At 42.7% G+C, this 22254-nt stretch carries 17 protein-coding genes; all 17 read right to left on the bottom strand.

The window, feature by feature from the left end; genetic code table 11:
* Position 1 precedes the first annotated feature (1 nt).
* The 17 genes from fliI to flgJ all read right to left on the bottom strand — a co-directional run bounded on the left by fliI (position 2) and on the right by flgJ (position 22251).
* Positions 2 to 1342 (bottom strand): flagellar protein export ATPase FliI, encoded by a 1341-nt coding sequence (gene fliI / locus EGC82_RS07690; RefSeq protein WP_124730244.1) that lies wholly within the window; start codon positions 1340 to 1342, stop codon positions 2 to 4.
* On the bottom strand, positions 1323 to 2489 hold the full coding sequence (fliH, locus tag EGC82_RS07685; RefSeq protein WP_124730243.1) for a flagellar assembly protein FliH: 1167 nt from the start codon (positions 2487 to 2489) through the stop codon (positions 1323 to 1325). Before fliH ends, fliI begins: the two co-directional genes overlap by 20 nt.
* A gap of 227 nt (positions 2490 to 2716) precedes the next feature.
* Complete coding sequence (gene fliG, locus EGC82_RS07680) at positions 2717 to 3763, bottom strand: flagellar motor switch protein FliG (protein ID WP_124730242.1); 1047 nt, start codon at positions 3761 to 3763, stop codon at positions 2717 to 2719.
* Positions 3756 to 5435 carry a flagellar basal-body MS-ring/collar protein FliF gene (fliF, locus tag EGC82_RS07675; protein WP_164839200.1) on the bottom strand — a complete coding sequence of 560 codons (1680 nt, stop codon included), beginning with the start codon at positions 5433 to 5435 and terminating at the stop codon, positions 3756 to 3758. The genes fliG and fliF overlap by 8 nt, the downstream gene beginning before the upstream one ends.
* Positions 5436 to 5506: 71 nt before the next feature.
* The gene (fliE, locus tag EGC82_RS07670) at positions 5507 to 5848 is read right to left on the bottom strand and encodes a flagellar hook-basal body complex protein FliE (protein ID WP_124730240.1); all 342 of its coding nucleotides are present in this window, start codon (positions 5846 to 5848) and stop codon (positions 5507 to 5509) included.
* Between the two features lie 242 nt (positions 5849 to 6090).
* Positions 6091 to 7440 (bottom strand): sigma-54-dependent transcriptional regulator, encoded by a 1350-nt coding sequence (locus EGC82_RS07665; RefSeq protein ID WP_124730239.1) that lies wholly within the window; start codon positions 7438 to 7440, stop codon positions 6091 to 6093.
* Positions 7433 to 8650, bottom strand: coding sequence for a sensor histidine kinase (locus EGC82_RS07660; protein WP_244212553.1), 1218 nt, complete (start codon positions 8648 to 8650; stop codon positions 7433 to 7435). Before EGC82_RS07660 ends, EGC82_RS07665 begins: the two co-directional genes overlap by 8 nt.
* A 616-nt stretch (positions 8651 to 9266) precedes the next feature.
* Positions 9267 to 10697: a sigma-54 dependent transcriptional regulator gene (locus EGC82_RS07655; RefSeq protein WP_124730238.1), complete on the bottom strand. Its 1431-nt coding sequence runs from the start codon at positions 10695 to 10697 to the stop codon at positions 9267 to 9269.
* Between the two features lie 737 nt (positions 10698 to 11434).
* Entirely contained in the window at positions 11435 to 11839 is a 405-nt protein-coding gene (gene fliS / locus EGC82_RS07650; protein ID WP_124730237.1) for a flagellar export chaperone FliS, read from the bottom strand.
* 6 nt (positions 11840 to 11845) lie between these two features.
* Positions 11846 to 12190 (bottom strand): flagella biosynthesis chaperone for FliD, FliT, encoded by a 345-nt coding sequence (locus EGC82_RS07645; RefSeq protein WP_124730236.1) that lies wholly within the window; start codon positions 12188 to 12190, stop codon positions 11846 to 11848.
* A gap of 62 nt (positions 12191 to 12252) precedes the next feature.
* Positions 12253 to 13617 carry a flagellar filament capping protein FliD gene (fliD, locus tag EGC82_RS07640; RefSeq protein ID WP_124730235.1) on the bottom strand — a complete coding sequence of 455 codons (1365 nt, stop codon included), beginning with the start codon at positions 13615 to 13617 and terminating at the stop codon, positions 12253 to 12255.
* Positions 13618 to 13680: 63 nt separating this feature from the next.
* Positions 13681 to 14130 carry a flagellar protein FlaG gene (locus EGC82_RS07635; RefSeq protein WP_244212552.1) on the bottom strand — a complete coding sequence of 150 codons (450 nt, stop codon included), beginning with the start codon at positions 14128 to 14130 and terminating at the stop codon, positions 13681 to 13683.
* Positions 14131 to 14495: 365 nt separating this feature from the next.
* Positions 14496 to 15977 (bottom strand): flagellin, encoded by a 1482-nt coding sequence (locus EGC82_RS07630; RefSeq protein WP_124730234.1) that lies wholly within the window; start codon positions 15975 to 15977, stop codon positions 14496 to 14498.
* A gap of 257 nt (positions 15978 to 16234) precedes the next feature.
* Entirely contained in the window at positions 16235 to 17719 is a 1485-nt protein-coding gene (locus EGC82_RS07625) for a flagellin (protein WP_124730233.1), read from the bottom strand.
* A gap of 230 nt (positions 17720 to 17949) precedes the next feature.
* Complete coding sequence (gene flgL, locus EGC82_RS07620) at positions 17950 to 19164, bottom strand: flagellar hook-associated protein FlgL (protein WP_124730232.1); 1215 nt, start codon at positions 19162 to 19164, stop codon at positions 17950 to 17952.
* Positions 19165 to 19174: 10 nt separating this feature from the next.
* On the bottom strand, positions 19175 to 21094 hold the full coding sequence (gene flgK / locus EGC82_RS07615; RefSeq protein ID WP_124730231.1) for a flagellar hook-associated protein FlgK: 1920 nt from the start codon (positions 21092 to 21094) through the stop codon (positions 19175 to 19177).
* Positions 21094 to 22251 carry a flagellar assembly peptidoglycan hydrolase FlgJ gene (flgJ, locus tag EGC82_RS07610; protein ID WP_124730230.1) on the bottom strand — a complete coding sequence of 386 codons (1158 nt, stop codon included), beginning with the start codon at positions 22249 to 22251 and terminating at the stop codon, positions 21094 to 21096. Before flgJ ends, flgK begins: the two co-directional genes overlap by 1 nt.
* Between the last annotated feature and the right edge of the window lie 3 nt (positions 22252 to 22254).

The following is a 22254-nucleotide window of genomic DNA, read 5'->3' as shown; positions in this document are numbered from 1 at the left end:
GTTATCCCTGACATTGTGCGGCTATTTGAGTCAACATCACTCGACTTTCTTCAAAACTCACAGGCTCTTTAAATCCCTGGCGTAAAAAAGCATTCATTGCCGGTTGTAAACGTATTGCATTATCAATTCGAGGATCGCTGCCTTGGGCATATGCACCAATAGAAATAAGGTCTCGGTTTTGTTGATACAAAGAATACATTTGTTTAACTTTACGCATCGCTTCTAGATGTTCAACACTGATCACCATAGGTGCGACACGGCTAATAGATGCTTCCACATCAATAGCAGGATAATGGCCAGAATCGGCAAGCTGACGAGATAATACAATGTGGCCATCTAAAATGGCTCGCGACGCATCGGCAATCGGGTCTTGTTGATCATCGCCTTCTGTTAGTACGGTATAAAAAGCAGTAATAGACCCCTGGCCAGCACCGCCATTACCGGCTCGTTCGACCAAACGTGGTAACTTAGCAAATACCGATGGCGGATAGCCTTTAGTCGCCGGAGGCTCTCCAACGGCAAGAGCCACTTCTCGTTGTGCTTGGGCATAACGTGTCAAACTGTCCATTAACAATAAAACATCGTAACCTAAATCACGAAAATACTCAGCGATACGAGTGGACGTTTCACAGGCTCGTAAACGCATTAACGGCGACGTATCTGCCGGCGCAGCCACCACAACTGAACGCGCGCGACCTTCTTTACCCAAAATTTCTTCAATAAACTCTTTAACTTCACGACCACGTTCACCCACTAAACCCACCACAATAATGTCGGCTTTAGAGCCTCGTGTCATCATGCCAAGCAGCACACTTTTACCCACACCAGAACCGGCAAACAAGCCCATTCGCTGACCTTTACCTACTGTTAACATAGAGTTTATTGCGCGCACACCAACATCCAGCGGTTCAGTAATCGCTCGTCGTGATAATGGATTAATGTAAGGACCATGCCGAGCAGCATGTTGATCGGTATTAAGTGGACCTAAACCATCTAATGGCACGCCACTACCGTCTAATACACGGCCTAATAATGACAAGCCGACATTTAAACCCGATTGTTCACCTAACGGTTTAACACGTGCGCCGGGTAATACGCCTCTAAGTTCTTCAATAGGCATTAAATATAGTAATGAATCATCAAACCCCACAACCTCGGCAACCAACTCACCAACCATGGTTTCAATAGAGCATAAACTGCCAACAGGAGCACGACAGCCTGTTGCCTCAAGCGTTAAACCAACAACCCTAACTAACTGGCCGCTGGCAACAGGTCGCAGCGGCAGCACGTGTTTATGATGCACCGCAAATTTATTGAGGAGCTTATGTTGACGAGTGCTCATCACTGGTTCCTTGAGATAAGTCTTTCGTCTGTTGTTTAATATCATCCGCTGTATCAGCTACCGCGGTATTAACTTGTGAGCTTGTATTAACAGATGCATCAGTATCAGCCGCATTGGCAACATCTGGGTTCGCGCTAATATCTGCGACCTGAGGGGCAGTATCTGCTGAGAGAGACTCACTATTGCTCGTACTATCAATGGTATCTGTACTGTTGCTATTGTCTTTATTATCGATAGTGTCTTTATTGTCGATAGTGTCGATACCGTCAGTCGCTTGATTAACGTTTTGAAAATCATTTAAATTATCGACTGATGTGGTTTGATATTGTGAATCTGTGGTTTTTTGCTGTTGTACCGTTTTGGCTAACTGATTTGACTGAGCGTCCAGTTCACTAAATACCTGGTTAATACGTTGTTCGACACGTAAATCAACAGAGGAACGCACACTTTCAATCATACAGTCACCATTTGATAACGTCGGATCAATATCAATTTGCCACTGATTTTTTTGCAACTGTTCAGTACTGTAAAATTGATTAACAAGTTCTGCATCGTCTGGACTAAAACGTAATTTAACCCGTTGTTCTTTGAGTGGTAACGCGTCAACACCCTGGCGTAACGCCGATAATATATGTTCAGGGTGAGTCTTTAATTCATGACCAATTACCGACTTTGCTAAGCTTATTGTCATGGCTAACAGTTCAGCTTCAATTTCGTTATCTAATATTGATAATGGCAGTTCAAATTGGGAAATAATTTGATTAAGTTGTTCAATAAGCTCATTGGCCTTAATTTGGCCCGCTTCTAAACCTTGTTGTTCACCTTGCGAAAAACCTTGCTGATGGCCTTGCTCTAGCCCTTCTAAGCGCCCTTGCTCTAATCCTTGTTGATGGCCTTCTTGTTGACCTTGCTCAAAACCTTCTTGCTCTGCCGCTGCACGGATATCTTCTATTTGCGCCATAGTTGGTGGCGCCATAGATTTTTCGGCCCCAGTAACGGGATCAGGAATATGAGCTTCAGAAAATTTACCAAATAAATTTGAAGGTTCTAAACTGTTATCTTTTGTAATATCAGGTAATTGCCAATGACTAAATTCATGCTCATTATCGGCATTGAGTCCATCTTTAGGTGATTTTGATTCTGGCATAATTGATCACTTGTATAGTAGAAAACATTGGCGCAAAGCAAAATGATAATCGTCGAACATGGGATTAATCGTACTGGTATTAACCATATTAGTAATAACCGTCAATATCATTAGGCGAGCGTTATCCCTATAAAAATGCCCAATAGAGATAACTCGTTAACATCGCCAGTACAAAGAGTCTCTATACATAAACGGCCAACCACAACGCCTTAATAGAAGTGATGATGTTATAAGAACTCGTCGCCACCACCGCCGCCTAGCATAATTTCGCCACTATCACTGAGTCGACGGGCAATAGACAGAATTTCTTTTTGTGCCACTTCTACTTCACTAATACGAATTGGCCCCATGGCCTCTAAGTCGTCGCGCAGTAATTCTGCTGCACGTTTAGACATATTGCCTAAAATTTTCTCTTTCAATCCTTCATCAGCACCTTTGAGCGCTTTCATCAGCACATCTTGCTGAACTTCGCGCAACAAGGCCTGAATACCACGATCATCCACGTCAATTAAGTTCTCAAACACAAACATCATATCTTGTATTTGTTGCGCCATTTCTTCGTCAGACTCACGCATGGTTTCCATTATCTGACTCTCAATACCTGTATCGAGATAGTTCATAATATTGGCTGCCGCTTTTAGGCCGCCCATTTTAGCTGCCTGCGCACCACCTTGACCCGCAAATTGTTTTTCCATAATGTCGTTTAATTCTTGCAATGCCGCCGGCTGAACCTCTTCAAGATTAGCAATACGCATCATTAAATCTAGGCGAGTATTTTCAGGGAACTGACTAAAAATTTCAGCCGCTTGATCTGGTTCTAAATACGACAATACAATGGTTTGAATTTGCGGATGTTCATTTTGAATAATGGTAGCAACTTGGCGTGCGTCCATCCATTTTAATGAATCAAGGCCTTTAGCACCGCTGCCCATAATAATCTGTTCAATCAGGTTACCAGCTTTGTCTTCACCCAATGCCGCGGTTAACGCTTTACGGACGAACTCTTCACTGTTAAAACCAATTGATGAAAACTTTTGAATATCGTCTAAAAATAATTTATGAACGCCAATGACTTTTTCTTGACCAAAGTCATCCATCGCCGCCATTGCCATACCCACTTTTTGCACCTGCTTAGGTTCTAAGTGTTTTAAAATTGACGCAGCATCGGCTTCACTCAAGCTAAGCAGTAAAATGGCCGTTTTCTCAACACCAGTTACTAGATCTGGGTCAAATGCTGTTGATTTTTCTACTTTATCTTTTTTTTCATTAGCCATTGTCTTGTAACCAGTTTTTAACTACTTGAGTGGAAAGTTCAGGCTCGTTAGCCACTAACGCTCTAATGGCTTTAATCATATCATCATCTTTATGTAAATTAGGTATATGAATTGATCCATCATCAGCATAACTGTATTCCGCTTCTTTGGTATTTAGCATACCTAAGGTATCTGCAGCATACTGATCTTCAATTTCGGCTAACTCATGTCCAGGGCGAACATCATCTGGCATGTTAACCCCGTTAGGGTTAGTTAGCTTTTTAAGCATCGGTCTAACAACCGCTAATATAAGCACTAAAATAACAATTGCACCTAAAGCCAGTTTAATTGCACGCCAAAACCATGGTTGCTCCCACATATCGGGCTCTGGTAACGCTTCAATAAGCTGATCCATAAAAGGAACCGTAACCACTTCAAGCGCATCACCACGCTGGGTGCTAAAACCTACTGCGCCTTCTAATAAACGACGAATATTAGTTAACTCTTGCTCAGTTCGTGCCACGCGAGTTACCTGGCCATTTTCGTCTACTTGCCCTGGTTTAAAGTTAATCGCTACTGACACACTCACACGACGTACTACGCCAATTTGCTGACGAGTATGGCTTATCGTAGTGTCTAATTCATAATTACGCGTAGCTTCTTTTGAAGAATCACCAGATGCGGCTGAGGCAGTTGCTTCCCCCGCCACTTGCGGAATGTCAGACTCCATAGGCGGTTGATTGCTTAACGCACCAGGAATACCGCCAGAACTTTGACCAGATGAGTTACGTTCTATAATCATCTCACTGCGAATAGCCGGTAAATCAGGAGAGAAACGCTTTGCCGTTTGTTCCACTGCAGTAAAGTTCATATTTACATCAACTTGCGAGGTAAAATTTTCAGGTCCTAAAATTGGCATCAAGATTGATTCGATTTTCTTACGATATTCAGCTTCTTGTTGCTGTACGATCTCTTGCTCACGACGGGCTCGAGCCGAGGTGCCATCTTGGCTACCAGAATTAAGTAAACGCCCATTTGAATCGGTTACTGTCACGCGAGAAGGCACCAATCCCTGCACCGCTGAACCAACGATATCAACAATGGCATCAATCTCTTCTTGGCCTAGCCCGCCACGACGCACACTCACCACAACGGTCGCACTTGGCTTAGAGGCATTACGGGCAAAAACATTTTCTTTTGGTAATGCTAAAATGACTTTTGCACGACTAATACTTTTCAACTCTTCGATAGCTCGAGCGAGATTTTGTTCTTGGCTTTGTTTTAAGCGCGCTTGCTCCATACGTTGGCTAACACCAAAACCACTGTCTTGGTTTAAATAATCATTGGCCTGAGTGCTACTTTGAATACCCGCACGGCTAAGCAGTAACTTTACTTCTTGATATTTATCTTCAGGTACTTTGACCACATCAACGTTGATTTGATAATCAATCTGATTTTTATCCAGCACATCGAGTACCTGGATCATCTCTGCGGTTTCCATCTTTCCTAGTGGACGATAATCAGGCTCTTGCGCCCACATCATCACAAAAACAGCCATAGCAAGGCATATTGCTAATGCCAGAATCATGATCACTTGACGCATCATATCTGCACCACCAACGCCACCAAGAAGTCCAGATTTGTTCTCTTGTTGGACACCGCCATCGGCTGTTGAATCCGAACCTACCATAATGTCTGTGCTCACAATGCGTACCTGCTATATCTGATGTGGTTATGTTATTTAGTGCTTAATGCTTTTGGCAACTAAACAGGCATACTCATAATTTCTTTATAAGCGTCGACCAATTTATTACGCACCTGCACTGTTGCTTCAAAGGCAACGCCGGCTTTTTCACGCGCAATAACGGTATCAGACAAGGTCACCGTGGTGTCGCCCATGTCTAAACGAGTGGCTAAGCTTGATGATGATTGTTGCAGTTCATTGACGCTACCTACAGCCTGAGACAATAGCTGACTGAAATCAGCACCCGTGGTGTTATTCACTTGCTGGGTAAGGTTAGGTCGAATAGATGAACCAATAGAAGGGGCTATCTCGCCGCGAAGCGATTGCATTTCTTGCATTAATGGATTTGCGCTAATCTGCATGGTGTAACTCCCTTTCGTCGACTTTTTGACGACAACAATAACTGATAAGGAGTTAAAGCAATTTAGGTGCCAGTATTACAATTAGTGAGAGATTAGTCGATAACAGGGGGGAATAGCACAAGCAAAAGTAACCTATCCATTAAAACAAACAGGTCACTTTTGCGTAGGTGAACGATAAACAATAGCCTTATTAGGCTATAAAATCATAATGTTAAATAACAATTAGTTAACGGATATTTACGTTAAGCCGGAAGTTGAATGCCCATATCTCGCATTTTAGCCATTTTATAACGTAATGTCCGGGCACTGATCCCCAATTTTTCAGCAACTAATTTGCGACTACCCTGACATTGATTAAGGGTTTCTAAAATAATCACATGCTCCTGGGCTTTTAATTCGTCACCCAAGCCTTCGACTTCGGCCGGTTTATCAACCTCAAAGTGATCTGTTGGCAATAAATTCACATCAGCAGAATCGATAATAATATCATTAACGCCAATATCGTCGTTTACCCGTAAAATCAATGCACGCTGAATCACGTTATCAAGTTCCCGCACATTACCCGGCCAGCGATAAGTCAATAATCGTCGAGTGGCGGCATCATCCAATTTAGGTACCCACGTCATATTCAATGCTTTGGCATGCTTAACTAATAAATGGCGCGCTAACGGTAAAATATCTGCTGGGCGTTGGTTCAGCGCTGGCCACGTTAACGGAAATACGTTAATACGATAATATAAATCTTCTCTAAACTCCCCCGCCGTTGCCATGGCTTTTAAATCGCGGTTTGAGGTAGCCAGTACCCTAACATCTAATTTAATGGTTTTACGCCCACCTAAACGCTCAACTTCACGCTCTTGTAATACCCGCAATAACTTAGCTTGTAAACCAAGTTCCATCTCAGATATTTCATCCAGTAATATTGTGCCGCCTTGGGCTTGTTCAAATTTACCAGGGCAGGCTTGATAAGCGCCAGTAAATGCGCCTTTTTCGTAACCAAATAAGGTCGCTTCTAGCATGTTTTCCGGTATCGCCGCGCAGTTAATTGCAATAAACGGCTGGTCATGGCGTTGGCTATGTTGGTGAATATAGCGCGCCAATACCTCTTTACCTGAGCCACTTGGGCCCATAATCATTACCGAGGCTTCAGACACCGCAACGCGCTGCGCCAGCGCCAACAAGGCTAAACTTTTTTCATCGGCAACCACAGGTTTATCGTGGTTTAGCTTTAAGGGTAAATAGCGTGACACTTGATTTAATAACACTTCTGGTGCAAAAGGCTTAGCAAGGTAATCCACCGCGCCTAACTTCATCGCACTCACCGCACTGTTAATAGTGGCATAAGCGGTCATTAACAATACAGGCAGTTTTGGTTGATGCTGTTGTAAATAGCTTAGCAAGCCCATGCCACCAATACCGTCCATCTGCACATCGCTAATCACCAAATCAAATTGGTTGGCTTTTAAGGCCAATATGGCCTCTTCAGCGCTACCTACATCAACACAGTCGTAATGGGCAAGCATTAGGGTATCAAGCAATGCCTCACGTAAATCGGCATCATCTTCAACTAATAGAATATTTGCTTCAGCCACGCTTCACCTCCTGATCACTTGCTTTGTTCATGTGTGGAAAGCTCAACCTAATATGGCAACCCATTCCAGGCTTACACGACAATTGAATTTGTCCGCCATGGTTACGCACTACCGACTGCACCACCGCTAAGCCCAAACCAGTACCCTGGCTTTTAGTGGTAAAAAACGGTTCAAGTATTTGTTGTTGCATCGACGGCTCTAACCCTTTGCCATTGTCGATAACATCAAGCATTAATCCATCAGGGGTTTCACTGGCACTGACTTTTATTTTTGTGGCGCCCGCTTCAAGGCTATTCATTACCAAATTATTTACCGCAGAACTGAGAGCATTGGCGTTAGCAAGCATCAACGAATGTGAAGTGTCTTCAACAACCAACTGGCAGTGTTTTTTATCTGCAATCGGTTCACAACTGGCCATCACTTGGCTAATGATTTCGTCCATAGAAACAGATTCAGCCATCCCGTCTTGACGTCCTCTTGCCATTAGCAACATGTCATTAACTTGACGCTCTAACTCATTAAGCCTGTCAACCAATTTAGATTGAAACTTAGATCGGGCAGAATCAGATAATTTGGGGCTCGCAAGATTCGAGGCATATAACAAAGCCGCAGATAACGGAGTACGCACTTGATGGGCCAATGTCGCCACCATTTTGCCTAACGCCGATAAACGCTGTAAATGAGACAGGTTTTTTTGCAATAAACGGGTTTCGGTAAGATCGGTTAACACAATCAACTGTCCAGGTTCTGGTGCTAATGGTGTAATAGCCAACTTTACTCGTCGACCATTTTTAAGCGACACTTCATGGCCATCATCATCTTGTGGCGCAAATGCACGATGGATAATATCAAACCAACGCGAACCTTGCAGCGGTCGACCAAGTAATTCGGTGGCAACCGGGTTGGCGAGTGTCACTACGCCGTCACCATCTAGGATAACTACGCCAGATGGCATAGCTTGAAGAATATGCGCCATTTGATTAGACATATTGGCGGCCTTACTAGAATAAGAACTGATAACCGCAGTGGTTACGTTAATGGCTGAGTTAGTAGTTGAGCTAGTAGCTGAGTTCACATTACGCTGCTGAACTGAATTCGCCGCAACAGCTGGCGATTTCGCCTCTATATCAGTTGTAGTGATAGACGAAGCTGACGCAGATAACTCATAATCTGAATGATCGGTATGTGTTAACGCTCGTGTTAAATACATGGTCGCTCCGTCAAAATAATAACATTTGATTAGCTGAATGCATTTACTGTGCCAAGCGAAAATCTAGGTACTAGGTGCTAGGTTCTGTGTTCTAAAATCTAAGCAACACCTGGGTCCCCGATTAAAGCATTCGAGGATGACGTGCGGGTGGTGCAACATCGAGGTTCTGGATTCGGGGGTTCTGGATGCGGAGTACTGGACTCGGAGTTCTGCGCTCTAAAATCTAAGCAACACCTGGATCCCCGATTAAAGCATTCGAGGATGACGTGCGGGTGGTGCAACATCTGGATACTGGGGTACTGGAGTATTGGATTCGGGATTCTGCGCTCTAAAATCTAAGCAACACCTGGATCCTCGATTAAAGCATTCGAGGATGACGTGCGGGTGGTGCAACATCTAGGTTCTGGGGTTCTGGGTTCTGGGTTCTGGATTCTGGGTACTGGATTCGGAGTTCTGCGCTCTAAAATATAAGCAACACATGGATCCCCGATTAAAGCATTCGAGGATGACGTGCGGGTGCAACATCTGGATTCGGGGTTCTGGGGTTCAATAAACGAAAAACACATCCGAAGATGTGTTTTATTAAATCATGGCAAAAGCAATAACAAAGCAAATGTTAATCTTTACTCAAACCGTATTTACGCATTTTCTCAACGAGGGTGGTACGGCGAATACCGAGCATTTCAGCGGCTCTTGCCACCACACTGTCTTGCTGCTCAAGTGCTTGACGGATCATGTCGATCTCTAATTCTGCCAGTAAGTCTTTTAAATTGACCCCTTCAGGCGGTAATTCACTTGGGAAACGCGTTTCAGGTATTTCAACCGGTTCTTCATCACTGAAGATTGATGCTAAAGCATCGCGCTCTAACTGCTCTTCACTGATTTCAACACAATACTCTGGTACATCAATATAACGGTATTTATGCGGTAAATCATTTACATCAACCAATCCGCCGGGATATAAAATTGTTAAGCGTTCAACTAAATTAGACAGCTCACGCACGTTACCAGACCAGGGATGTTCTTTTAACGATTCAATAGCGCGTTGGGTAAAACGAACCTTACCACGGCCTTCATTAAACACTCGGTTAACTAATTCATGTAGCAATAACGGCACATCATCACGGCGCTCGCTTAACCCAGGCATCTCAATTGGGAACACATTAAGGCGATAATATAAATCTTCACGGAAGGTATTATCTATAATCATGGTTTCAAGGTCACGATGGGTCGCCGCCACAATACGCACATCAGTTGCTATCGTTTTGCTGCCACCAACACGCTCAAATACCTTTTCTTGCAATACGCGCAGCAACTTAACTTGCATCTGCAGCGGCATATCGCCAATTTCATCTAAAAACAGTGTGCCGCCTTCTGCTAATTCAAAACGGCCTTTACGCGCGGATATGGCACCAGTAAAAGAGCCCTTTTCATGGCCGAATAATTCGCTTTCAAGTAACTCAGCAGGTATTGCACCACAATTGACCGGGATAAACGGTCCATCACGACGCTCAGATAAATAATGAATATTACGCGCGACCACTTCTTTACCGGTTCCCGACTGGCCTAATACCAGCACGGTCGCATCTGAACTCGACACTTGGTTAATCAAATGGCGAACTTTAGCAATGCCTTCGCTACGCCCTACCAGGCTGCGAAATAACTTGGTTTGATTACCACTGGTTAAGGTATGTTCGCGTTTAGCTTGGCCAAATACTTGGCAAAAATGCAGCAGTTCAGTCAATTGCGGATAATTTATCGGTTCTTCGATGGTTCCGAGCAAATTAGATAAATTGATGTCGGTGTCGCCTAATAACAACATCGGTTGCCAGGGCACTATTGCGGCAATGTTTTTGATACTCTCGACGCTAATATTTTCATCAACGATAACGACGGCGCGATACCGAGACTGTTCGATTAAGGCTGCAAAAGATTCATTAGAAACAATTTCGCACTGTTCACCTAGGAATTCCAAAATGCAGCACAAACGAGTCACGCGCTCTGATGGGGTACCGACAATTAAAATTCTTTGTTCTATTTGCATCATTCAGAAGGCCAAAAGCTCTTGTTATAGGTATTGATTCGGGATGATTATGCCGCATATCGCCACATAAACCAAAGTACATTGCCGTCATAAAAACTGACAACACTGACATTATTCTAGCATTATTCCTAAAACAGCATCGTTAATCCGCTACATACAGTGAATAAAAACGAACTCGATGGTAAATAACCTCAGCTAGGGATAATAAATTGTTATCAAACAGCCCTTTGTCTCGCTAACTGTGTTGCATTGACTTGCAATAGGCTAGCTATTGGCGCGCCTATGCGCCTTGTTAGCAAAACAAATGACAAGTCTGATATGAAATAGGCCGCATGTTGTCATTTTGCCTTACATAACCCACATCTTAACCCGAGTTGAGGTTAAATATTGTATTATCAGCCCATCATAAGCAAGCATCAGTTACATATTATCTACAACAGATAGCATTTTATGTTGAAAATGGTGGTTTTTCATTCAAAAAATCTAATGGAGCAAGTTTTGTTTCGGTTATGAGGATCATTTCGATTATGAGGATCAATTCGGTTATGAGGATCAATACACTCGGAAGAAACGCTCTCTCACGGAAAATAGATGATGCTAATGAATTAGCTTAAATTAAGTATTTGAAATGGATACATGAATTGCAGGTAATAAAATTATTTACAGGCTCAAAAACTAAACCAGATAGCAAAAAAGACGCTAAGCGTCTTTTTTAGTTTACATACAGTTTGCTGTAACGCTTAGCTTGCTTCAGAAGTTAGCTCATGCATATCTTGTGGGATTGAATCCCAACCTTCTTTAATGGTTCTGAGCAAAGCAGAAACCTCTTCGAGCATCTCTACATCATTCGCTACATTAGCCTCAGATAATCGTCTTAACATGTATTCGTAAAGTGAATCTAAATTAGCAGAAACATCAGCACCCGCATCCATGTTTAGGCTACCGCTCAACCCAGCAATAATACTAACGGCTTTACCGATATTCTCGCCTTTTTGCGCAGGGTTTTTCTGTTGAATGGCGTATTTTGCTTGGGCAATACGCTGCAATGCGCCTTCAAACATCATTTGTATAATGCGATGTGGCGAAGCCACCGCTATTTCGCTTTCTAGCGAAACTTTTCGATATGACTGTAGTGAGCTTCTCATAAATACCTACCTATCTGAATCAATTCTCTTATAAACATTAACTTGACGTTGGTTTTTCTTGCCTAGATGTATCTCAGAATGCAAACTGTTTAACACTAGCTTTGCTTTCACTTCAAGGCTTAATGTCAACTCCAATTGGCGTTGCAAATAGTCTCTTTGCACAAATGAATCATCTGCAATCAAAGCATTCAATAACTTTTGACGCTTAGTTACCAACTCTTGCAAATTCAATACCAACTCATCAAATTCTTCGATGTCATTTTTGCTTTTTAAACGGTTCAGTACTGTCTTGCATTGTTCGCCGGTTGCATCCAAATCATCAATTAGCACTTGTTGCTCTGTTGTGGTCATTTGATTTTCATCTCGATGTCATTTTTTAAACAGATTAATTAATTTTTTGATTTATTACTCAATTAATTATTTTGTTTTACTAATCCAGGCAGTGAATCAAGTCGAGATTGTAAATCGGAACTCTGGGTACCTAATTGACCGACAATCAAATCCATATAGTTATATTGCTTAAACAAACGCGCTTCAAATGCCGCCATTTTACGCGCAAACACTTCTCGTTGATCACTTAAACGCTCTAGGTTACCGTCTAGGGAGCTATCACGGCTATCAATAATAGAGCCGGTGCCAACATACGAATCAAGGTAACCGTCTAATTTGGTGGCTACACCGGTATCTTCGGTGGTAAACATTTCTTTAATACCAGTAACATTGTTTTTTAAAGCGGCGGTTAAAATCTCGTCATCTATTTCTAAGGTGCCACTGCGCGTAGTAGTAATGCCGATAGAAGCAAGCGACAAATTACCATTGGATGTTGCAAATGCTGATGAAATAACGCCGCGTAATTGGCTCTGTATCCCGCGAGGTAACGAATCCCCTTGTAAAACAGCCGCTGTTTCAGTCGCAGCATTGTAACTGGTTAAATCAGTTATTGTTTTCGACATCGCATTAAACGCTTCAACAAACGATTTTATGCCAGTTTTTATTGAGCCAGTATTTTGGGCAACGGTTAATGTGGTTGGCTTATCGATATCGGCATCTTTAAGGTTAAGGGTCACACCATCAATGGCACCCTCTACGGTATTACTGCTCGAAGTAAGCTTTAAACCATCAATATAAACAATCGAATCTTTAGCGGGTTGCAATTCAGTCATGGCAAAGGTATCTGCCAACACTGTACCTGCGCCTGTATCAGTTGCTGAAACCGTAATATTATTAGCGGTACCCGTTTTATTGGAAGTTAAGACTAATTTTGCACCAGCATCACTATTAACTATAGTAGCGGTAACCCCAACATTATCTTTAGCTGAGTTAATTTTAGACACTAACGTTTGTAAGGTATCTTCTGTGGTAACCGCAACATCAAAGCTGTTGCCATCGACGGCAAAATTTAACGAGCCTTCATCTAAAGCCGCCGTCACATCGCTCACAGGCGCAGAGCCAACTTTTTGACTAACGGCTAGTTGTTCAACGGCAACATTATAACTGCCAGATACAGCATTATTACTCACAGTCGCACTTAGATAAGTACTTTTAGAAAGCGATACGCTTTGGCTATCGAAAGATGCCGTTTTAGAGAGAAAGCTTAAACTGCTTTTAAATTCAGATAACGAGCTTTTTAAAGAGCCTAACGCTGATATTTCAGCATTAATCGCGCCCTCTTTGGCATTAAACTGAGCAACTTTCGGGGCTTGTTCTGAGCTAACTAAAGCCGATACAATACCGTTAATGTCTAGGCCTGAACCTAACCCTACCGATGTTAATCCCATATTTACCTCAACTTATCGCTTTAAAAGCATCATTATTCTTAAAAATATTCAGCGAAACCCTAATCAGGCTTCGGTTCTCATCAACAGCCCTTTTACATCAAGCAATTTTTGCGCCAACTCTAAGGCCTCATCATTGGGGATTTGGCGTATCAACTCACCGGTATCGATATCCATCACTTTCACTACCGCCGAGCCTGAATCGTCATCAATCGAAAATGCCAAACCTTTATTCATTATCGACATCACCTCTGACAATTGCTCAACCACTGCCGCGAGCGCTTCAGCATCTGATTGCTCTTTTTTAGTCTCGGCTGCAGCGTTAGCATCAGCCTGAGTTTCCGCTATCGTCTTGGTCAACGATACCTTGTCAACTTCGGGCGCATGAATACTTGCTTCAGCGGCGATATTTGACACGCCATTACGACCCGGCAAAGCATCGGGTATTACTTCAGGTCGACTTGTTACCGAATGGCTTACAGGCGAACTTGTAATGCCCATTGAATTATTGTCCATAACATCCTCCAATTGCCGCAATCATTTAACAATACATGCTAACACAACACTAAAGCCAAGCAGCTATAAGCTAGCATCAATCATCTATCTGCATTACTCACTTATATGCAACAAATACTAAACGCCCTGCACTAAGTGCTAAGCGCTAAGCAAAGCAAAGCATCTAAGAATAATTGCTAATAACATAAAGCAAAAAAGGAAGATTCAACTGTGAATCTTCCTTTTCTCTATTGCCATTATGCTACCGATTCACTTAGTGCGTAACAGTCAATCATCTACTTATCACTACCCACTTATCACTAACTATTACTTACTAGCTGTAACAATAGCACTAATAGTGATTTCAGTTGCGATTTCAGTAGTGATTATAGTAATGACAGTGCTACCTGTGGCAACTGATTCGCCTGCGCAAGCATTGCAGATGAAGCCTGTGACAGAATCTGCTGCTTACTCAGTTGAGCACTCTCTGAAGCAAAATCCACATCCTGAATACGACTACGCGCATCTGAGACGTTATTTTGAATATTGCCCAAGTTGTTGATAGTAAAGTTCATACGATTCTGCGTTGCACCTAGGTCAGCTCTATTGCTATCAATTTGAGCTATAGCAGCATCAATAACAGTAATCGCATCCTGTGCACCCTTTGCAGTACCAATATCAACCTTTTCTATTTCTGTAAGCGTTGAAGCAGTTATATTCACAGTAGCTCCAGTTGTAACATCACCAGCTTGAGTATTGAAAGTCTGCAGGGAGTCAAGTTCTATCTCACCAGCGACTTTAAATGAGTCAGTTGTTGAACCACTAGCACCACTAAGGACTACCGCACTACCATTTTCTTCCCCATCAGCACCTACCGCGGTTACTGATACAGTTGCTGTTGTACCTGTAGTGGTAAAATCTTCAATAGTCATGTCTGCGCCAGTATCATCAACTAAAACTAACGCGCCGTCCTTATCGATAGATGCCTTAACGCCTGTATCCGATGTTAGCTCATTAATGTTAGCCGCCAAGGATGTTAAATCTGTTGGGTCTGCAATAGTTGCGGATACGGCCTCACCGTTTAACTTAAAAGTAATATCACCAGCTAAAGCTAGAGTGTCTATTTTCAAAGATGTTGTCGCTTTCGCGTTTACACCTGTCGCGGCAGATTCTGCATTAATGCTAGCTGCAATCGTTTTAGCTGAATCACCGAGTGCAACGGCAATACCTTTCGAAACAGTACCATTAACTTTCAAAGTTGAAGAAGTCACGCCATTAGCGGCTGTTACGTCTGCGGTTCCTAAAGCAGAACCATAACCCAAACCAGCGCCACTTGACACTAAAGTTTGTGAGTAACTGCCAAGCTTGTCTGCTGATATATCTTTTAGCGATATACCAATAGTCTCATTTGCTTCAGAACCCACTTGAAATGACTGTGTACCAAAAGAGCCATCAAGCAATTTTTGACCACCAAATGAGGTGGTTTCAGCAATACGAGTTAGCTCGTCCTGTAATGAGGAAATTTCTTTTTGCATTGAAGATCTGTCTGCGCTTGAATTTGAACCGTTAGCCGATTGCAACGACAAGTCACGCATACGCTGTAAAATATTAGTTGACTCACTCATTGCGCCTTCAGCAGTTTGGGCAATCGAAATGCCGTCGTTAGCATTACGCATGGCCACACCTAGACCATTTATTTGACTAGTAAATCTATTAGATATCTGCAGTCCTGCAGCATCGTCTTTGGCACTATTAATGCGCAAGCCAGAAGCGAGTCGCTCCATAGACATTGCAGTGCTGCTTTGGGCTTTATTTAAGTTACCCTGTGCTTTCATTGATGTGACGTTAGTGTTTACTGAAATAGCCATGATTTAATTCCTCGTATTCCTGACTGTAGACATTGCCTGTCTTTATTTAGCCAGGCGAATCATATTGGTTACACTTAAGGTAACGGCAACAAAAGGAGGAACTTTAGTTTTTTTTTCAACAACACCGAAATAAATCAATAATCACTCAAAAAACAGATTTTTCTGTAAATTAACCTTATAAATAAAAAACCGCCACTGTTAAATGGCGGCTTTTGTTGTCACGATCAATGACTAATGGCTAATAGCTCAGTTAATTATTAACCCAATAAAGACAACGCTACCTGTGGCAACTGATTCGCCTGCGCAAGCATCGCAGATGAAGCCTGTGACAGAATCTGCTGCTTACTCAGTTGAGCACTCTCTGAAGCAAAGTCAACATCTTGAATACGGCTACGTGCATCTGAGACGTTATTTTGAATATTGCCCAAGTTGCTAATGGTGAAACTCATTCGATTCTGTACCGCACCCAAATCAGCTCGACTGCTATCAATTTGAGCTATAGCAGCATCAATAACAGTAATCGCATCCTGTGCACCCTTTGCAGTACCAATATCAACCTTTTCTATTTCTGTAAGCGTTGAAGCAGTTATATTCACAGTAGCTCCAGTTGTAACATCACCAGCTTGAGTATTGAAAGTCTGCAGGGAGTCAAGTTCTATCTCACCAGCGACTTTAAATGAGTCAGTTGTTGAACCACTAGCACCACTAAGGACTACCGCACTACCATTTTCTTCCCCATCAGCACCTACCGCGGTTACTGATACAGTTGCTGTTGTACCTGTAGTGGTAAAATCTTCAATAGTCATGTCTGCGCCAGTATCATCAACTAAAACTAACGCGCCGTCCTTATCGATAGATGCCTTAACGCCTGTATCCGATGTTAGCTCATTAATGTTAGCCGCCAAGGATGTTAAATCTGTTGGGTCTGCAATAGTTGCGGATACGGCCTCACCGTTTAACTTAAAAGTAATATCACCAGCTAAAGCTAGAGTGTCTATTTTCAAAGATGTTGTCGCTTTCGCGTTTACACCTGTCGCGGCAGATTCTGCATTAATGCTAGCTGCAATCGTTTTAGCTGAATCACCGAGTGCAACGGCAATACCTTTCGAAACAGTACCATTAACTTTCAAAGTTGAAGAAGTCACGCCATTAGCGGCTGTTACGTCTGCGGTTCCTAAAGCAGAACCATAACCCAAACCAGCGCCACTTGACACTAAAGTTTGTGAGTAACTGCCAAGCTTGTCTGCTGATATATCTTTTAGCGATATACCAATAGTCTCATTTGCTTCTGCCCCCACCTGGAATGACTGGGTACCATAAGAACCATCAAGCAATTTTTGACCACCAAATGAGGTGGTTTCTGCAATACGAGTTAGCTCATCCTGTAATGAAGAAATTTCTTTCTGCATTGCAGCCCTGTCACTCGATGAGTTAGAGCCGTTGGCAGATTGCAATGACAGGTCACGCATACGCTGCAAGATATTAGTTGACTCGCCCATGGCGCCTTCAGCGGTTTGCGCAATAGAGATTCCGTCGTTGGCATTACGAATAGCAACACCGATACCATTAATTTGGCTAGTCATACGGTTTGATATTTGTAAACCGGCAGCATCGTCCTTAGCGCTGTTGATGCGTAAGCCTGATGCTAAACGCTCCATAGACATGGATGTGGCGCTTTGCGCTTTGTTTAAGTTGCCCTGCGCTTTCATGGATGTGACGTTGGTGTTAACTGAAATAGCCATAGGTAAAATTCCTCTTCTTAGTTGAACGCCAAGACTCGGAGCTTGGCTAAACGGTTAATCATTAAACTGTTTAATGTGTGGCTTTTATAAAATGCTTATTTATCTACTTATTTACTTATTTACTTATTTACTTATTTAAAAAGCTTGTTAAAAAGCGTATTAAAAAAGACCTTGTTAATTTATAAAGCTTGCTACAAAAGACCTTGTGTTGAACCAAATCTAAAGTTCACTTATATATAATCAAACAAACTGGTAGAACTTACTTTACTGAACAAACTCGATGCTGCGCTGAGTGCGAGTTGTTGTTTTTCAAATTCAGTAATTGCCGAGGCAAAATCTAAGTCTTCTAACTTTGATAGCGCCGAGGTGTTAATCAACTTTTCATCAGTGTGATTGTCGCTGTACTGTTGCAACACTTTTAAGCTGTTGCCGGTTAAGCTACGTTGCTGACTCATTTGATTGACGCCGCTATCAATGTTATTCAAGAGCTGTGCCAACTCTGACTGACCTGCTGGAGTTTGTGCATCGTTGCCGCTTTCAAATAATGCGATAGCCTTGCTGAAGGTATCGAAAATACTGACTTGTGGCTGTTGTTCGACAGTAAAGACGTCATTAACTGCAGGCTTGCCGTCTATTGTTACTTCCATGTCTCTAAACTTAATCGGCACTGAAGCGTCGAAGGGAGCTGCTGCTGAGATGATAGTTGGCGTACTGTCGCTCACCTCTACATTGAGACCACCAACACCGTCATCGCTAAATTTAAAGCTATAAATATCAGCAATATGCGCAACCGCCGGTATTTGAGGTACGATTTTGGCGCTAGATACAACAAAGTCACCTTGCTGTGATGACGAATAATTGACGCCATAATCGCCCATGGCATTTGGTGCATTCATAAAGGCGGTGTCACCAGGCACATTGGTATTAACTTGTACCCCTGCAGCAATATTGCTTTTACGAATACCAGAATCACCGCTGTAAACCACATCACCATTATTATCGAAAGCAAAAGGTGCACTGTTAGTTTTGTTTCCAGAAAAAATATAATTACCTGATTCGTCTTTGGTATTGGCAATGGACATTAATTGTTCAAGACTTTGACGCATGTCATCGGCAATCACTTGCCGCTCGGCGGAAGTCATGCTGCCGTTTATGCCGCGCAGCACAGACTCTTTCATGCTGCCAACTAAGGTATCGGCTTGGCCTAACTGACTTTCGGCTTGTTGAATATGGTTAGTGGCGTAATCTATGTTTTTTACAAATTGGTCTACCAGGGCATTTTTTTGCTTTAAATTATCAATACCAATGGCTGCAACTGGGTCGTCACCAGCAGTATTGACTTTCTTGCCGCTAGAAATTTGCGCCATAATGGTGTTGGTAGCAGATTGCTTTTCTAATATGCTATTAGTGTTTTGTTGAAACATCTGTCCGGTAGAAATTCTCATGATGTATCTCCTAGCGAACCGAGCTTAATAAAGTATCGAAAATGGTTTGTGCTGTAGTCATAATTCTGGCGGCTGCTTGATAAGATTGTTGAAAGCGCAATAAATTTGCTGCTTCTTCATCAAGGTTTACACCAGATTCACTTTGCACCCGGGTACTAGCTTGTTGATATATTGCCGTCGCCGAGCCCACGCGCACTTCAGCAGACTTTGTCTGACTACCAATATCTAATTTAGTATTTTCAAACACGCTGGTTAAGGTGCCAGTGCCGTTATTCATTAATTTGGTGTCTGATAATTTTGCCATTTCGACAGCATTGCTGTTATTGCCTTCGGCGAAAGACAAATCAAACGTAAAGCTGTCTGCGGTAGCGGTAGCGGTACCGCTAGTGGTAATGTCAAAATCCATACCAAAGGCATTGATGTTGTTATTGGTAATAGTGCCTGTACCTAATGATGTACCTGCACTATTAAATGCTTGATAAGTATTGGCGGCGGTATCAATGGTAAACGTAATTGATGAACCGGTTGCTGTACCTTGAAAACCAGCAATGCTCGAGTCCATGCTGTTTAAGCTAAGCTCCGTGTTGCCAGAGTTGCTAGCATCGGCTGTTAGCGTTGGCCCAGCAGCGGCAATGCCTTTAGGGTCGGTCATTACCACTTTTAAGCCCGCGGCGGCACCGGCGGTTGGGCGAATTTCAAATTTATCGCCATCGTCTATGGCACCACTAGCAATATTAATGCTAAAACCTGCGCTAGTGGTTAATGGAGTACCGGTAAAGTTTGACACTTCACCGGTTTGGTTATCTTTTAATGAATAGCCTGCTGCGGTGGTATAGCTCAACTCATAACTGCCGCCCGATAACGCGCCGACATCGTCAATATTGACCGACATGGCTGCCGTACCAGCGTTAGTAGAATGACTGCCCGCGCGGCCTGTTGCCATTAACGGGTTATTGATATCACGAAAAATATCGCTACCAACGGCACCGTTTAAATCAAAACCTTTGGACTGCATTTCGTTAAAGGTGTCTGCAATGCCTAAGGCTAATTGGCCGAGTTCAGTGCTGGCTGGTAATAAGGTGTCATCTCTAAATGAAAATAATGCGCCAAGTTGACCGCCCAATTTAGACGGGTCAACATTAAGAGTTTTGTCACCGATAGATGCATTAATACGCGGCTCATTTGGATAAGGATCGCCGGTACTCATGCCCATTTTCATCGACACTTCACCCGATACCAACATCACCGAGCCGCCCAACATAATTGACTTTGCGCCGGTATCTAACGGAATAACATTAACCTGGGCATACTGGCTGAGTTCTAAAATAAGTGCGTCTTGCTTGTCTAATACTTGGCTGTCTTGGCCTTGGGATTTCATCAACTCTAAATTGATGCTGCCTAATTCTTTGCTGATTTCATTAATACGTGTGGTAATCGATTCTATTTGGCTATTGGTTTGTTTCACCTGACCATCAAGTTGTGATTGCATTTGATTCAAACCAGCGGCTAACTGTTGAGCAGAGCTTAAACTGTTAGATCGAATACCTAGATCTGTTGGTAAATCGGCAACACTATTGATGCTGGCAAAAAAGTTGTTTAGATTTTCTGGCACCATTTTGCCAATTTGAGAATAAATCTCATCTAACTCACTTAACTTACTGTAAGACGTTTCAGCCGCACTCATGCTGGTTTGACCGATGCGTAATTCACGCGCAGCAAATTCGTTGTAAACACGTTTAACATCAGACACATACGTACCAGTACCGTAAAAATTATTACCTAGACGTTGCGACTCAGTTGAAGCTTGAGTCGCAACCTGACGGTTGTAACCTTCAGTATTGGCATTGGCAATGTTATTACTGGTCACCCCTAACTGAGCTTGAGATGCTTGAACGCCTGTGCGAGCGATATTGAGTAAGTCAATCGACATTATTTAGTCTCCACAGGTAATATAGATTTAAGGCCTTCTGTTACCGACTTCATCACGTTGATGACTTTATTGGCATATTGAGGGTCGGTGGCGTAACCGGCTTTTTGCAATGCTTTAATAAATTGCGTTGGTTCAGCTGCAACTTTACGTGCATCCTGATAACGATCGCCCTGGCTAATAAATGACACAAAGTCATTAAAGCTCTGCTCAAGGTTGTCATACATTCTGAAATCCGCTTTTTGTTGCACCGCAATGCCCTTTTCAAATTCCAACGTATTGACTGAGGTTTTATCACCTTGCCAACGCTTGTCTGCTTTAATGTTAAACAGGTTATGGCTCATAGTGCCGTCGTTACGGCGTACCACTTTTTGGCCCCAACCGGTTTCTAACGCCGACTGGGCAATTAGCACTTCAGCTGTAGTGCCCAACGATTTAGCCGCTTTTTCAGCATGGGGATATAACACTGAAATAAAATGTTCTGGGCTAGTAAACTGACTCACTGCAATACCTTTAGCTTTAGGTGCAGTAACATCTGTTGGCGGCAATACTTTGCCTATTTGTAACGCTTGACTGGCTAATTGCTCACCGCGTAACACCTTATTTAACTGCTCACCGTCTAACACATTAGTAAACTGAGCTGACATTGGTCGCATCGATTCGGCGCTATCTATAACAGAATGGGCTCTATCAGAATTAGCGATTACTGAATGCGATGCGGCTATTTGATCTTTTGGCGCAATAATATCTAAGGTGTCTTTATCTAACTCTGTTGCTGGAGCAACAAACATACTTGGGTTAACTTTATAATCACTATTGCCACGCAATACTGAAGCTGGCGTAATGGGGCTGTCTTCTGGGTCTAATTGCTGCACCATAAGCTCAGCTAGCCCCAGCATGCCTTTACTTGATAAATCGACCGACATTTGTTGATCGCGCATTTGCTCAAAAAATGCGGTGGTTTCACTGTTCATTGGATTGTCTGACTTAAACGCGGCATTAGCATCTCGCATGCTTTTCATTAGCATTTGAATAAAGATACCTTCAAATTGCTTTGCCGCTTCTTTAAGTGCCCCCTTCTCGTCTTTCTGGGCTTGGACACGAAGTGAATCTAGTCCTCCTAGATCCAGAAAGTTCGATGAAGCTGACAACTTTTCCATGGT

The organism is Shewanella livingstonensis, assembly GCF_003855395.1.
In the GTDB taxonomy this organism is placed as follows: Bacteria; Pseudomonadota; Gammaproteobacteria; order Enterobacterales; family Shewanellaceae; genus Shewanella; species Shewanella livingstonensis.
Note: the sequence above shows the minus strand (reverse complement) of the source record. Positions and strands in the feature narration are given on the sequence as shown.